The sequence below is a fragment of the Pseudomonas sp. FP603 genome (genome assembly GCF_030687415.1).
In the GTDB taxonomy this organism is placed as follows: Bacteria; Pseudomonadota; Gammaproteobacteria; order Pseudomonadales; family Pseudomonadaceae; genus Aquipseudomonas; species Aquipseudomonas wuhanensis.
Window position 1 is genome coordinate 332,207 of sequence record NZ_CP117431.1, and the last position, 14,178, is coordinate 346,384.

Sequence of the window (14,178 nt, forward strand, 5' to 3'; positions counted from 1 at the left end):
TCATGAGGAGAGCGCGCGTGTCGCCAAGCCTGTTCCGACGATAACCATCAGCCCGCTGTGCGTTTACTGCTTTACCCTTTTTTCGGCTGCTATTTATTACAGGCCCAGGTTCATGCCCGAATACGTCAATTGGCTTCGTCACGCTTCGCCTTACATCAACGCCCACCGCGATTGCACCTTCGTCGTCATGCTGCCCGGCGACGGCGTGGAGCACCCGAACTTCGGCAATATCGTCCACGACCTGGTGCTGCTGCACAGCCTGGGCGTGCGGCTGGTGCTGGTTCACGGTTCCCGTCCGCAAATTGAAACCCGCCTCGCAGCTCGCGGCCTGACCCCGCACTACCACCACGGCATGCGCATCACCGATGCGGCGACGCTGGAGTGCGTGATCGATGCGGTCGGCCAACTGCGCATCGCCATCGAAGCGCGGTTGTCCATGGACATGGCCTCGTCGCCGATGCAGGGCTCGCGCCTGCGGGTGGCCAGCGGCAATCTGGTCACTGCACGGCCGATCGGCGTACTTGAAGGTGTCGACTATCACCACACCGGCGAAGTGCGCCGGGTCGACCGCAAGGGCATCAATCGCCTGCTGGACGAACGCTCCATCGTGCTGTTGTCGCCGCTGGGTTACTCGCCGACCGGTGAGATCTTCAACCTCGCGTGCGAAGACGTCGCTACCCGTGCGGCCATCGATCTGGGTGCGGACAAGCTGCTGCTGTTCGGCGCCGATCTGGGCTTGATCGATGAAAATGGCCGGCTGGTCCGCGAATTGCGCCCGCAACAGGTACCGGCGCATTTGCAGCGTTTGGGCAGCAACTATCAAGCCGAGCTACTGGATGCTGCCGCTGAAGCGTGCCGGGGCGGTGTGGCGCGCAGTCACATCGTCAGCTACGCCGAAGATGGCGCGCTGCTGACCGAACTGTTCACCCGTGACGGTGGCGGTACGCTGGTGGCCCAGGAGCAATTCGAAGTTGTGCGCGAGGCAGCCATCGAGGACGTCGGCGGTTTGCTGGACTTGATCAGCCCGCTGGAAGAGCAGGGGATTCTGGTACGCCGTTCCCGAGAGGTGCTGGAGCGTGAGATCGAGCAGTTCAGCGTGGTAGAACGCGAAGGCATGATCATCGCCTGCGCGGCGCTGTATCAGATTGCCGATTCGGATGCGGGGGAGTTGGCGTGTCTGGCGGTGAACCCGGAGTACCGCCATGGCGGTCGCGGCGATGAGTTGCTGGAACGCATCGAAACCCGCGCCCGGGCACAGGGCCTGAAAACCTTGTTCGTGCTGACCACCCGGACGGCCCACTGGTTCCGTGAGCGGGGGTTTGTACCGAGCAGCGTCGAACGCCTGCCATCGGCGCGGGCGTCGCTTTACAACTACCAGCGTAATTCGAAGATCTTCGAAAAAGCCCTCTGACCCGGGCCAGCCGGGACCTGTATTTGATCGTTCCCACGCAGAGCGTGGGAACGATCATTCCTGCACAAATTTTGCGCTGACGTACGGCGAATAATCCGGCAGCACCGTCTCGACCTTGCCTTGCTCCTTCAAGAACTTCGCCGTTTCGCCAATGGCCTTGGCCGTGCCGTTGCGCACCATGAACGTTTCGGCAGTGTTGATCTGGGTTTGATAACCGACCGTGAGCGTCGCCGCCTGGGCGGAAAAAGAAAATATAAGCGATACATAAACTGTAACAAATTGACTAGATAGTGCGCGTTTGGCCATGATGGCGTCGCCTTTTCGCAAGTGATTGACGTATGGGGGATGCGTCGAACGCTAATCGATCTAAAAAAATGCCAATGAATACCATTTAGGAATTAGCTTATGAGCCGATACCCGTGATCCAGGTTCGGGTTATCGATTGAAAGATATATTCCTAAAAGGTATTAAAAAGAATTAAACAATTCTTTTTGGGTTTATGAAGAGCTCATTACCCTGCAGGGACCAAATCACGGCGGTTAGACCTTGGTCGTAGACACACATGGTTACGATTGACTTGTCAGTCATGGACCAGTGCTAATCGCGCATCTGTGGATCTGGGGCGTTAGACCCGAGACCAAAGAACACAAAAATTAGAACGAGAGGAGCGAAACAATGAAGAAGTCCACCTTGGCCCTGGCTGTGGCCGTAGGGGTTTTGGCGCAGCAGGCAGGCGCCGCCGGTTTCATCGAAGACAGTAAAGCGTCCGTCAGTTCCCGTACCCTGTACTTCAATAACGATAACCGCGAAGGCGGTTCCGACCAGCGCGAAACGGCCACCGGCCTGAAGTTCGACTACAAGTCCGGCTTCACCCAAGGCGTCGTAGGTTTTGGTATCGACGCCCAGGCTCTGGTCGGTATCCACCTCGATGGCGGCAAAGGTCACCACCCAGATAACAACTCCTTTGTTCCAAGCGACACCGACGGTTCGGCTGTGCACAACTGGAGTCGTCTGTCAGGCAACGTAAAGGCGCTTTTCTCGAAGACCGAGGCTCACTTGGGTGGTGCCTTGGCGCCTAACCTGCCAATTCTGGTGGCCAACGATGGTCGTCTGCTGCCGCAAACCTTTGAAGGTGGCACTATCACCTCCAAGGAAATCGACAACGTAACCTTCAACGCCGGTCAGTTGGAGCACGCCGTTGGCCGTGCGGGGACTAACAGCACCGGCCTGGCGGTGAGCGGCGGTACTGAGGAAAGCAACCAGTTCCGTTATGGTGGTGCGGACTGGAAAGTCACCAAAGACCTGACCCTGCAGTACTACTACGCCAACCTGCAAGACTATTACAAACAGCACTTCCTGGGCGCGGTACACGTTTTCCCGATCAGCGAAGGCCAGTCGTTCAAGACTGACCTGCGTTACTTCGACAGCAGCTCTGATGGCCGTAATGGTGACGCCGGCTACCGGTTCAACAACAACGGCGGCTATGCCAAGACCCCGGGCGAGGTCGATAACAAGACCTGGAGCGCCATGTTCACTTATACCCTGGGTGGCAGCGCCTTCCTGTTGGGTCACCAGCAAGTCGGCGATGACGGTGGCTTCGTCTACATGAACCAGGGCAGCCTTTTGAATGACAGCGGTCGTAACGAAGGGGCTGGCGGCTCAAGCTTCTATCTGTTTACCGATAGCATGATCCATCAGTTTGTCCGCGCAGGTGAGAACACCACGTTCGGTCAATACTCGTACGACTTCGCCGCCTTGGGCGTTCCGGGCTTGAAGGCTGCAGTTGCCTACCTCCACGGTGACGACATCAAATCCGCCACTGGCGGAAGCGATTCGTCCGAGTGGGAGCGCGACATGCGCCTGGACTACGTTGTCCAGCAAGGCCCTCTGAAAGGCTTCGGCACTACCCTGCGTCACGGCACCTACCGTGGCAGCAGTACTGGTATCGCCGACCAGGATCAGACTCGCCTGATCTTCAACTACACTTACAACTTCATGTAAGACGTAGAAAAAAAGCCCCGCCCGGCATCTCGCCGGGCGGGGCTTTTGCGTTTTCAAAGCGGGGTCACCCCCGTAATCCCGCCTTGAAAATCCCCTCTTTGCAGCAACTCAAGGCCTTCTCGAACCTTGTCGGCGATGTTCGTCCTCATGTGCATTCAGGTCCAGTGAACAGATATTTAATATTCACTTATGATCTAAATAAATCGATATTTATTCTTTTTAATCTCTAATGAACGCAGGCACAGTTGAGCTCAACAAGCACTCATCAGGAGCAGCACCATGAGCCTCAGACTTGGCGATATCGCCCCCGACTTCGAGCAGGATTCCAGCGCCGGCACCCTCCGTTTCCACGAATGGCTGGGCGATAGCTGGGGCGTGTTGTTTTCCCACCCGGCGGACTTCACGCCGGTGTGCACCACCGAGCTGGGTTTCACCGCCAGGCTCAAGGATGAATTCGCTCAACGCGGCGTCAAAGCCATTGCTCTTTCGGTCGACCCGGTGGACTCGCACCACAAGTGGATCGAGGACATCAATGAAACCCAGAACGCCATCGTCAACTTCCCGATCCTCGCCGATGCGGACCGCAAAGTGTCCGACCTGTACGACCTGATCCACCCAAATGCCAACGACACCCTGACCGTGCGCTCGCTGTTCGTGATCGATCCGAACAAGAAGATTCGGCTGACAATCACTTACCCGGCGAGTACTGGCCGTAACTTCAATGAAATTTTGCGGGTGATCGATTCGCTGCAGCTCACTGACAACTACAAGGTGGCTACTCCGGCCAACTGGCAGGATGGTGATGAAGTGGTGATCGTGCCGTCGCTCAAGGACGAAGATGAAATCAAACGACGTTTTCCCAAGGGTTATCGCGCGGTGAAACCGTATTTGCGTCTGACGCCGCAACCGAATCGTTGATTGAAAACCGCTCCTACAGGGGCGGGGAGCATCTACCAAAGCAGGGGATTTCGGGCCGTTTCGACGGCCTGTTTTTTTGCCCGGAAAAAGACAATTTTCATATTCGTTTAAAGTATAACTAAATGAATAAATATGATTTATGGATATATAAATCAGCTGTTAAGGTCACGCCATCAACGCGAGATCGCAAGCCGCGAATCGCCAAGCCGCTCAAGGAATTGTCTGAATGCTGGTCGTCTCACTCGGTGGCAGTCCCAGCCCACGCTCCCGTTCCGGGGTGCTGCTGGAGCGCTCCCAACGCTGGTTGCAAGAGCAAGGGGTGGAAGTGGTGAGTTATCAGGTGCGGGACTTCTCGGCCGAAGATTTGCTGCATGCCCGCTTCGACAGCCCGAAAGTGATCGACCTGTTGCAACAGATTGAAAACGCCGATGGCTTGTTGATCGCCACGCCGGTTTACAAAGCGTCGTTCTCCGGTGCGTTGAAAACCCTACTCGATCTGCTGCCCGAACGTGCCCTGAGCCACAAGGTGGTTTTGCCAATGGCTACCGGCGGCAGCATCGCTCACATGCTGGCAGTGGATTACGCGCTCAAACCGGTGCTGTCGGCGTTGAAAGCCCAGGAAATGCTGCAGGGGATTTTCGCCGTGGACAGCCAGATCGCTTACGGCGAAGGCAGCGCCCAGGCGCAGTTGGCGCCGGAGCTTGCGCAACGATTGTTTGAAGCGCTGGAGCAGTTTTTCAGCGCCATGGCTCGTCGGCCCAAGCCGCTCGATCCGAACCTGTTGAACGAACGTTTGCTGAGTGCTCGCTGGAGCATTTAAGCCAGCACTCAAGCCACACCTGAATTTGAAGTACTCACCTTACTCAGCCGCTAACGGCCAAGCAGGTGCAGCCAAAACCCAACTGCAAAAAGGAGAGCGCTATGCGCACTGTCATTTTGCGTCGTGGTCTGGTCGCTCTGTTTGCTGCGGCTGTTACCTTCGGCGCCATTACTCAAGCTCAAGCCGAGACCCTCCGGATCGGTTATCAGAAGTACGGCACTTTGGTGCTGCTCAAAGCCAAAGGCACCCTCGAAAAACGCCTCGCCGCCCAAGGCGTGGACGTGCAATGGACTGAATTCCCCGGTGGCCCGCAACTGCTCGAAGGCCTGAACGTGGGCTCCATCGACTTTGGCGTCACCGGTGAAACGCCGCCCGTGTTCGCTCAGGCCGCTGGCGCCGATCTGCTCTACGTTGCCTATGAGCCGCCAGCGCCCCACAGCGAAGCGATCCTGGTGCCGAAGGACTCGCCGATCAAATCGGTGCAGGAACTCAAGGGCAAGAAAGTCGTGCTCAACAAAGGCTCCAACGTGCACTACCTGTTGGTGCGTGCGCTTGAAGACGCCGGCCTCAAATACAGCGACATCCAGACCGTCTTCCTGCCGCCCGCCGATGCCCGCGCGGCGTTCGAGCGTGGCAGTGTCGATGCCTGGGTGATCTGGGACCCGTACCAGGCCGCCGCCGAACAGCAACTGCAAGCACGCACCCTGCGCGATGGCAAAGGCCTCGTCGACAACCACCAGTTCTACCTGGCGACCCAACCTTACGCGCAGAAAAATCCTGAAGTGATCAAGGCTCTGGTGGAAGAAGTACGCGCGATCGGCGAATGGTCCAAGGCCAATCCCGAGGACGTGACCCAGCAAGTTTCGCCACTGCTCGGCCTGCCAGCGGACATCACCCTGACCTCGGTGAAACGCCAGGGTTACGGCGCGCTGTTCCTTACGCCGGAAGTAGTCGCTGCCCAGCAAAAAATCGCCGACAGCTTCTACCAGCTCAAGCTGATTCCCAAACCCTTGAGCATCAAAGACGTGATCTGGACGCCCCCGGCGGCCGTAGCCAAAGCGCCGTAATTCGACTTCCCAAGGAGACCACTCCATGAGCCTCAATATTTTCTGGTTCCTGCCTACCCACGGCGACGGCCATTACCTTGGCACCGCCAAAGGCGCTCGCGCCGTCGACCACGGTTACTTGCAACAGGTCGCGCAAGCCGCGGATCGTCTGGGCTTTGGCGGGGTGCTGATTCCCACCGGTCGCTCCTGCGAAGACTCGTGGCTGGTGGCCGCGTCGCTGATCCCGGTGACCCAGCGTTTGAAATTCCTTGTCGCCCTGCGCCCCGGGATCATTTCCCCGACGGTGGCGGCGCGTCAGGCCGCGACGCTGGATCGTCTGTCCGGCGGTCGTGCGCTGTTCAACCTGGTCACCGGTGGCGATCCGGAAGAGCTGGCCGGTGATGGTTTGTTCCTCAGTCACGAAGAACGCTATCAGGCCTCGGTTGAATTCACTCGCATCTGGCGCCGGGTGCTGGAAGGTGAAACCGTCGATTACGACGGTCAGCACATCAGCGTGAAGGGTGCCAAATTGCTCTATCCGCCGATCCAGCAACCGCGTCCGCCGCTGTATTTCGGCGGCTCGTCGGAAGCCGCGCAAGACCTCGCGGCAGAACAGGTCGAAATGGTCCTGACCTGGGGCGAGCCACCGGCCGCCGTGGCAGAAAAAATCGAGCAGGTTCGCGCCAAAGCCGCGAAGCTTGGCCGTACCGTGCGCTTCGGTATTCGCTTGCATGTGATCGTTCGTGAAACCAATGCCGAGGCATGGCAAGCGGCGGATCGACTGATCTCGCATCTGGACGATGACATCATCGCCCGTGCCCAGGCGTCTCTGGCGCGTTTCGATTCGGTCGGCCAGCAACGCATGGCCGCCTTGCATGGCGGCAGTCGCGACCATCTGGAAGTCAGCCCCAACCTCTGGGCCGGTGTCGGTCTGGTGCGCGGCGGGGCCGGTACGGCGCTGGTCGGCGACGGTCCGACCGTGGCCGCTCGGGTGAAGGAATACGCGGACCTGGGCATCGACACGTTCATCTTCTCCGGTTATCCACACCTGGAAGAGTCCTATCGGGTGGCCGAGTTGTTGTTCCCGCATCTGGACATCGAGCGCCCGGAACTGCCCAAAGGCGCCAACTACGTCAGCCCGTTCGGCGAGATGGTGGCCAACGACATTCTTCCTAAAGCCGCGTCCCAGAGCTGAGGCGTCGCCATGAAGAAAATCATCCACAACCTCGCGCCTTGGGCGTTGCCGGTCTTGTTGCTGGCGGTATGGCAGTTGTCGGTGTCGGCGGGCTGGTTGTCGACGCGGATTCTGCCGGCGCCGATCGCGGTGATCGAGGCCGGTGTGAGCCTGGTCAGCAGCGGTGAAATCTGGACTCACCTGGCCATCAGCGGCTGGCGCGCGGCGCTCGGTTTCGCCATTGGCGGCGGCATCGGTCTGACCTTGGGTTTCATCACCGGCTTGTCGAAATGGGGCGAACGCCTGCTCGACAGTTCGGTGCAGATGATCCGCAACGTGCCGCACCTGGCGCTGATCCCGCTGGTGATCCTGTGGTTCGGCATCGACGAGTCGGCGAAGATTTTTCTGGTGGCGCTGGGCACGTTGTTCCCGATCTACCTCAACACGTATCACGGCATCCGCAACGTCGATCCGGCGCTGGTGGAAATGTCCCGCAGTTATGGTTTGTCCGGTTTCAGCCTGTTTCGTCAGGTAATCCTGCCGGGTGCGCTGCCGTCGATTTTGGTGGGTGTGCGTTTTGCCCTGGGCTTCATGTGGCTGACATTGATCGTCGCCGAAACCATTTCCGCCAGCGCCGGCATCGGCTACCTGGCGATGAATGCCCGGGAGTTTTTGCAGACCGACGTGGTGGTGCTGGCGATTCTTTTGTACGCGGTGCTCGGCAAGCTGGCCGACCTTGCGGCGCGCGGGCTGGAACGCGTGTGGCTGCGCTGGCATCCGGCTTATCAGGTTGCCAAGGGAGGTGCTGCATGACGGCTCAACAACCTCCACGCCTGCTGCGCGGTATTGCGCTGGTGGTGCGCAAGCTGCAAAAGACCTTCGGTTCACGGCAGGTGCTGCGTGAAATCGACCTGCACATTCCGGCCGGGCAGTTTGTGGCGGTGGTCGGGCGTAGCGGTTGCGGCAAAAGTACCTTGTTGCGCTTGCTCGCTGGTCTCGACAAACCCACGGCTGGCGAGTTGCTCGCCGGCGCAGCGCCACTGAGTGATGCGCGGGAAGACACTCGGCTGATGTTCCAGGAAGCACGTCTGCTGCCGTGGAAAAAGATCATCGACAACGTCGGTCTCGGGCTCAAGGGCAACTGGCGGCCGCAAGCGCTGGAAGCCCTTGAAACGGTCGGTCTGGCGGATCGCGCCAATGAATGGCCGGCAGCGTTATCTGGCGGGCAGAAGCAGCGTGTGGCCCTGGCTCGCGCGTTGATCCATCAACCGCGCTTGCTGTTGCTCGACGAACCTCTGGGCGCACTGGATGCCCTGACCCGAATCGAAATGCAGCAACTGATCGAACGGCTCTGGCAACAGCATGGCTTCACCGTGTTGCTGGTGACTCACGACGTCAGCGAAGCGGTGGCGATTGCCGATCGGGTGATCCTGATTGAAGAGGGCGAAGTTGGCCTCGACCTGCCTGTGGAACTGCCGCGCCCTCGGGTCCGTGGCTCCCATCGGCTGGCGGCGCTGGAAACCGAAGTGCTCAACCGCGTGCTGTCTCTGCCTGGCCAACCGCCGGAACCGGAACCTGTTTCACCACTGCCTACGCAATTGCGTTGGGCTCAATAACTTGAAGATTCATCCAACGACAGGAATCAACATCATGACTATCAAAGCCATCAACGTTCGTAACCAGTTCAAAGGCTCGATCAAGGAAATCGTGCTGGGTGACGTGCTGTCGGAAATCGACGTGCAAACTGCCTCCGGCATCGTCACGTCGGTGATTACCACCCGCTCGGTGAAAGAGCTGGAACTGGTGGTCGGCAGTGAAGTGATCGCGTTTGTGAAATCCACCGAGGTATCGATCGCCAAGTTGTAAGCGTGTGCGCAAACTACAACCCTGGAGGGTGTTAGCCCTTCGGGGTTTTTGCGCATGTCTTGAACTCAGTGGTGTAGCCATCGCGGGCAAGTCGGATCGCCGCACCGCCGCTCCCACAGGTTTATTTGTCACTCACAAAATCTGTGTTCGCTGGAGATTTTTGTGGGAGCGGGCTTGCCCGCGATGAGGCCAGCGTGACCGCCGCCGCAGTCAGATTGAGTGAATGCGCTTGGGCAAATATGGCGGCAGATAAAGCCCCAGATAAGCATCAAACACCCGCATCCCCTCCTCAGCCATACGCGGCGTGATCTGCCCATGCTGCTGCACCGAGCGAGCATACACCCGGTCCCCCAGCTCCATGGCCAGCGCAAACACATCGACATCACTTGGTAGCGTCGGCAGTTCGAAATGGTGGTCGAACAGTTTATGCATCAGGTCGCCAAGTTCGATGTCGTGCTGGCGGTCGGCCTGGGTGACTTCGGTCAGGCCATGCTGGGCAAGGATCAATTGGCGGGCGGCGGCGTCTTCGTCGTAGATGGCGAGCATGCGTTGTTCCACCAGTCGCGACAGGTCGCGCCAGCCGTTGAGAGCGTTGTGGTCGATTGGCGCTTGCAGGCAGGCGCGGAACGCGGCGTGGACGTCGGCGGTCAGGGCTTCAAGCAGGGCCGGGACGCTGGCGAAAAAATGGTAGACGGAGGAGGGCGGGATCTCCGCGCGTTCGGCGACGCTGTAGATCGACAGGCTGGCCACGCCCTCGGCGGCCAGCAGCGTGCGGGCGGCATCGAGTATCGAATCGATCCGGGCCTGGCTGCGGGCGCGGGGTTTGCGAAGGGTGGCGGTGCGCGTCATTGAAGTCTCCTGCAGGGCAGCGGGCATTGTACGCAGAGCGGGCAGATGTTCCATATCCCCTGTGACGAGGGAGCTTGCTCCCGTTGGAGTCCGAAGGACTCCCTGTAACAGCGATACGGTTCTGTCAGACACACCTCAATGGCTGTTTTGGGGCCGCTTCGCGACCCAGCGGGAGCAAGCTCCCTCACCACAGGTTTGATGTTGGCCATAAAAAAACGCCGCAGGCTTCAATAGCCGGCGGCGCTGTTTTTTTACTTCAACCGCTTACACGGTATGCAGGTACCAGTTGTACTCGAGGTCGGAGATGGAGTGTTCGAACTCCTCCAGCTCGCTCTCTTTACAGGCCACGAAGATATCGATGTATTTCGGATCGATGTACTTGGCCATGACTTCGCTGTCGTCCAGCTCGCGCAATGCATCACGCAAGTTGTTTGGCAGGCTTTGCTCGTTCTGCTCGTAGGAGTTGCCTTCCACGGGCGCGCCCGGCTCGATCTTGTTGGTCAGGCCGTGATGCACACCGGCCAAAACCGAAGCCATCAACAGGTACGGGTTGGCGTCGGCGCCGGCTACACGGTGTTCGATGCGTACGGCATCGGAGGAACCGGTCGGTACGCGGATGGCCACGGTGCGGTTGTCCAGGCCCCAGCACGGCGAGTTCGGCACGTAGAACTGTGCGCCGAAACGACGGTAGGAGTTGACGTTCGGGCAGAGGAAAGCCATCTGCGCCGGCAGGGTCTCGAGCACACCGCCGATCGCGTGACGCAGTGCGGCGTTCTGCTCGGGATCCTCGCTGGCAAAAATGTTTTTGCCATCTTTATCAAGAATCGAGATGTGGACGTGCAGACCATTACCCGCCTGGCCTGGGTAAGGCTTGGCCATGAAGGTGGTGTCCATCTCATGGTCGTAGGCGATGTTTTTGATCAGACGCTTGAGCAGGACCGCATAGTCGCAGGCCTTGATCGGGTCGGCCACGTGGTGCAGGTTCACTTCGAACTGCGCCGGGGCACTTTCCTTGACGATTGCGTCGGCAGGGATGCCTTGCTCTTTCGCACCTTCCAGAATGTCCTGGAGGCAGTCGACGTATTCGTCGAGGTCGTCGATCAGGTAGACCTGTGTCGAGTGTGGGCGTTTGCCGGAAATCGGCGAGCGCGGTGGTTGCGGGCGACCGTTCACGTTCTCCTGGTCGATCAGGTAGAACTCCAGTTCGAACGCGGCGCAGATAGTCAGGCCCATCTCGTCAAACTTTGCGACGACTTGTCGCAGGACTTCGCGCGGGTCGGCGAAGAAAGGATCACCTTCGAGTTCGTGCATGGTCATCAACAGCTGCGCGGTCGGGCGCTTCTGCCAGGGCTCATTGCACAGGGTGTCGGGAATTGGATAGCAGATTCGGTCAGCATCGCCGATGTCCAGGCCCAGGCCGGTGCTTTCCACCGTCGAGCCATTGATATCCAGAGCAAATAGAGAGGCCGGCAGGTTGATGCCTTTCTCGTAAACCTTGTGGAGGCTGGTGCGTTCAATGCGCTTGCCGCGCACCACACCATTCATATCCGCAATCAGAAGGTCAACGTACAGAACCTCAGGATGTTCCTTAAGGAACGCGTTCGCTTCGTTAAGCTGAACGGCACGCGGGGGTACCGACATGATGCAACACCTTTGTTGTTAAAAATATCAATCATTGATCTCTTCGGATTCCAGTCAACCCGAACGGCATGCCGAAGTCAAGCGAGGCCTTTTTTGCCCTAAAAAAGCACTGGCGAGGCTTTTTTGAGGCACTTTGGGGCGTTTTTTGGCTTTCGGCCCTCTTGGCGCCCGCGAGCTTGAGCGGGCCGTGTTGTATTTTTTACGGGGGTGTTGTGTAAAAAAATGAACAAGGCTAAGCTCGATTTAAACCCATAACAGCAATAATACCGGGGTGCTTCATGTCTCGCCTGCCGTTAATCGGCGTCACCGCCTGCTCAAAGCAGATCGGTCTGCATGCTTATCACATCAGTGGCGACAAATACGTACGCGCCGTGGCTTCAGCTGCCAAGGGCCTGCCGTTGATTCTTCCATCCCTGGCGGATCAACTGGCGCCGTCCGAAATTCTGGACGCTCTGGACGGCATTCTCTTTACAGGCTCTCCTTCTAATATAGAACCGTTTCACTACAACGGCCCGGCCAGTGCGCCAGGTACTGCTCATGATTCTGCACGCGATGCCACCACTCTCCCGCTGATCCGCGCCGCTGTCGAGGCCGGTGTTCCCGTGCTTGGCATTTGCCGCGGCTTCCAGGAAATGAATGTGGCGTTCGGCGGCAGTCTGCATCAGAAGGTTCACGAGGCCGGTCCATACATGGACCACCGTGAAGATGACAGCCTTCCGCTGGAAGGGCAGTACGCTCCAAGTCACTCGGTGCGCGTCCAACCGGGCGGGGTACTTGCAGGTCTCGGGCTGGCGAGAGAGATTAATGTCAATTCCATTCACGGTCAGGGCGTCGAACGACTGGCGCCGGGCCTGCGTGTGGAAGCGGTGGCGCCCGACGGGTTGATCGAAGCCGTCTCTGTTATCGAAAGCAAGGCTTTTGCCTTGGGTGTGCAATGGCATCCCGAATGGCAGGTAAGCTTGAATCATGACTACCTTGCGATTTTCCAGGCATTTGGCGATGCCTGCCGCAAGCATGCTCTACAACGCGACGCCGATGCGTCAAACAACGCCTGACTTATAAGAGTCAGGAAACTCAGCCTAAGAGGCATTTATGAGTAACAACCTCGACCAGCTCACCGATTGGTTGAAAGACCACAAGATCACAGAAGTCGAATGCATGATTGGCGACCTGACCGGCATCACCCGGGGCAAGATTTCGCCGACCAACAAGTTCATTGCCGAAAAAGGCATGCGCCTGCCCGAAAGCGTTCTGTTGCAGACCGTCACCGGCGACTACGTCGAAGACGACATCTATTACGAATTGCTCGACCCGGCCGACATCGACATGATCTGCCGCCCCGACCAGAACGCGGTGTTTCTGGTGCCCTGGGCCATCGAGCCCACCGCCCAAGTGATCCACGACACCTACGACAAGCAGGGCAATCCGATCGAGCTGTCGCCGCGCAACGTGCTCAAAAAGGTGCTGAAACTCTACGCCGACCACGGCTGGCAGCCGATCGTGGCGCCGGAAATGGAGTTCTATCTCACCAAGCGCAGCGATGACCCGGATTACCCGCTGCAACCGCCGATCGGCCGCTCCGGTCGTCCGGAAACCGGTCGCCAGTCGTTCTCGATTGAAGCGGCGAACGAATTCGATCCGTTGTTCGAAGACGTCTACGACTGGTGCGAACTGCAAGAACTGGACCTCGACACGCTGATCCACGAGGACGGCACCGCGCAGATGGAAATCAACTTCCGTCATGGCGATGCCCTGTCTTTGGCCGACCAGATTCTGGTGTTCAAACGCACCATGCGTGAAGCCGCGCTCAAGCACAACGTGGCGGCGACCTTCATGGCCAAGCCCATGACCGGCGAGCCGGGCAGTGCCATGCACTTGCACCAGAGCATCATCGACATCGAGACCGGCAAAAACGTCTTCTCCAATGAAGACGGGACCATGAGCCAGCTGTTTCTCAATCACATCGGCGGTTTGCAGAAGTTCATTCCTGAGTTGCTGCCGTTGTTCGCCCCCAACGTCAATTCGTTCCGCCGCTTCCTGCCGGATACCTCGGCACCGGTGAACGTGGAGTGGGGCGAAGAGAACCGCACCGTGGGCCTGCGGGTTCCGGATGCCGGGCCGCAGAATCGTCGGGTGGAAAACCGTCTGCCGGGCGCCGATGCCAACCCTTACCTGGCCATCGCCGCCAGCCTGTTGTGCGGCTTTATCGGCATGGTCGAAGGGCATAACCCGAGTGCTCCGGTCGTGGGTCGTGGTTACGAGCGGCGCAACCTGCGCCTGCCACTGACGATTGAAGACGCCCTGGATCGCATGGAAAACAGCAAGACCATCGAAAAGTACCTGGGCAAGAAATTCATCACGGGCTACATCGCGGTCAAGCGGGCCGAGCATGAAAACTTCAAGCGCGTGATCAGTTCGTGGGAGCGGGAATTCCTGCTCTTCGCCGTCTGAT

General features: G+C 58.7%; 13 protein-coding genes and 1 pseudogene. 11 read left to right on the forward strand and 3 right to left on the reverse strand.

The features are described 5' to 3' along the window. The first annotated feature begins 112 nt into the window (after positions 1-112). On the forward strand, positions 113-1,411 hold the full coding sequence (gene argA, locus PSH65_RS01535; RefSeq protein ID WP_007899457.1) for an amino-acid N-acetyltransferase: 1,299 nt from the start codon (positions 113-115) through the stop codon (positions 1,409-1,411). Positions 1,412-1,465: 54 nt separating this feature from the next. On the opposite strand, the pseudogene tauA reads toward argA, so the two are convergent. Then, a pseudogene (tauA, locus tag PSH65_RS01540) lies at positions 1,466-1,582 on the reverse strand (taurine ABC transporter substrate-binding protein); the annotation flags it as partial. 504 nt (positions 1,583-2,086) lie between these two features. On the opposite strand from tauA, the gene PSH65_RS01545 reads away from it, so the two are divergent. From PSH65_RS01545 to PSH65_RS01580, 8 genes are all read left to right on the forward strand, one after another. Then, entirely contained in the window at positions 2,087-3,412 is a 1,326-nt protein-coding gene (locus PSH65_RS01545; protein WP_305424621.1) for an OprD family porin, read from the forward strand. 279 nt (positions 3,413-3,691) lie between these two features. Then, positions 3,692-4,330, forward strand: coding sequence for a peroxiredoxin (locus tag PSH65_RS01550; protein WP_305424622.1), 639 nt, complete (start codon positions 3,692-3,694; stop codon positions 4,328-4,330). A 226-nt stretch (positions 4,331-4,556) separates the two neighbouring features. Beyond that, positions 4,557-5,150 carry an NADPH-dependent FMN reductase gene (ssuE, locus tag PSH65_RS01555; protein WP_305424623.1) on the forward strand — a complete coding sequence of 198 codons (594 nt, stop codon included), beginning with the start codon at positions 4,557-4,559 and terminating at the stop codon, positions 5,148-5,150. A 101-nt stretch (positions 5,151-5,251) separates the two neighbouring features. Beyond that, positions 5,252-6,217 (forward strand): sulfonate ABC transporter substrate-binding protein, encoded by a 966-nt coding sequence (locus tag PSH65_RS01560; protein WP_305424624.1) that lies wholly within the window; start codon positions 5,252-5,254, stop codon positions 6,215-6,217. 25 nt (positions 6,218-6,242) lie between these two features. After that, positions 6,243-7,391, forward strand: coding sequence for an FMNH2-dependent alkanesulfonate monooxygenase (gene ssuD, locus PSH65_RS01565; protein ID WP_305424626.1), 1,149 nt, complete (start codon positions 6,243-6,245; stop codon positions 7,389-7,391). Between the two features lie 9 nt (positions 7,392-7,400). Beyond that, positions 7,401-8,183, forward strand: a complete 783-nt coding sequence (gene ssuC, locus PSH65_RS01570; RefSeq protein ID WP_305424627.1) for an aliphatic sulfonate ABC transporter permease SsuC — start codon at positions 7,401-7,403, stop codon at positions 8,181-8,183. Then, a complete protein-coding gene (gene ssuB / locus PSH65_RS01575; protein WP_305424628.1) occupies positions 8,180-8,986 on the forward strand; it encodes an aliphatic sulfonates ABC transporter ATP-binding protein in 807 nt (268 codons plus the stop codon). Before ssuC ends, ssuB begins: the two co-directional genes overlap by 4 nt. Positions 8,987-9,020: 34 nt before the next feature. Then, positions 9,021-9,236 carry a molybdopterin-binding protein gene (locus PSH65_RS01580; RefSeq protein ID WP_003229256.1) on the forward strand — a complete coding sequence of 72 codons (216 nt, stop codon included), beginning with the start codon at positions 9,021-9,023 and terminating at the stop codon, positions 9,234-9,236. 210 nt (positions 9,237-9,446) lie between these two features. Here the strand turns inward: PSH65_RS01580 and PSH65_RS01585 are convergent, their stop codons facing one another. Both PSH65_RS01585 and PSH65_RS01590 read right to left on the reverse strand, forming a co-directional pair. Further along, on the reverse strand, positions 9,447-10,085 hold the full coding sequence (locus PSH65_RS01585; RefSeq protein WP_305424629.1) for a TetR/AcrR family transcriptional regulator: 639 nt from the start codon (positions 10,083-10,085) through the stop codon (positions 9,447-9,449). 264 nt (positions 10,086-10,349) lie between these two features. Further along, entirely contained in the window at positions 10,350-11,726 is a 1,377-nt protein-coding gene (locus PSH65_RS01590; RefSeq protein ID WP_007897683.1) for a glutamine synthetase family protein, read from the reverse strand. 278 nt (positions 11,727-12,004) lie between these two features. On the opposite strand from PSH65_RS01590, the gene PSH65_RS01595 reads away from it, so the two are divergent. Continuing rightward, a complete protein-coding gene (locus tag PSH65_RS01595) occupies positions 12,005-12,781 on the forward strand; it encodes a gamma-glutamyl-gamma-aminobutyrate hydrolase family protein (RefSeq protein ID WP_305424630.1) in 777 nt (258 codons plus the stop codon). Positions 12,782-12,818: 37 nt separating this feature from the next. After that, positions 12,819-14,177 (forward strand): glutamine synthetase family protein, encoded by a 1,359-nt coding sequence (locus PSH65_RS01600; protein ID WP_305424631.1) that lies wholly within the window; start codon positions 12,819-12,821, stop codon positions 14,175-14,177. Position 14,178: the final 1 nt, after the last annotated feature.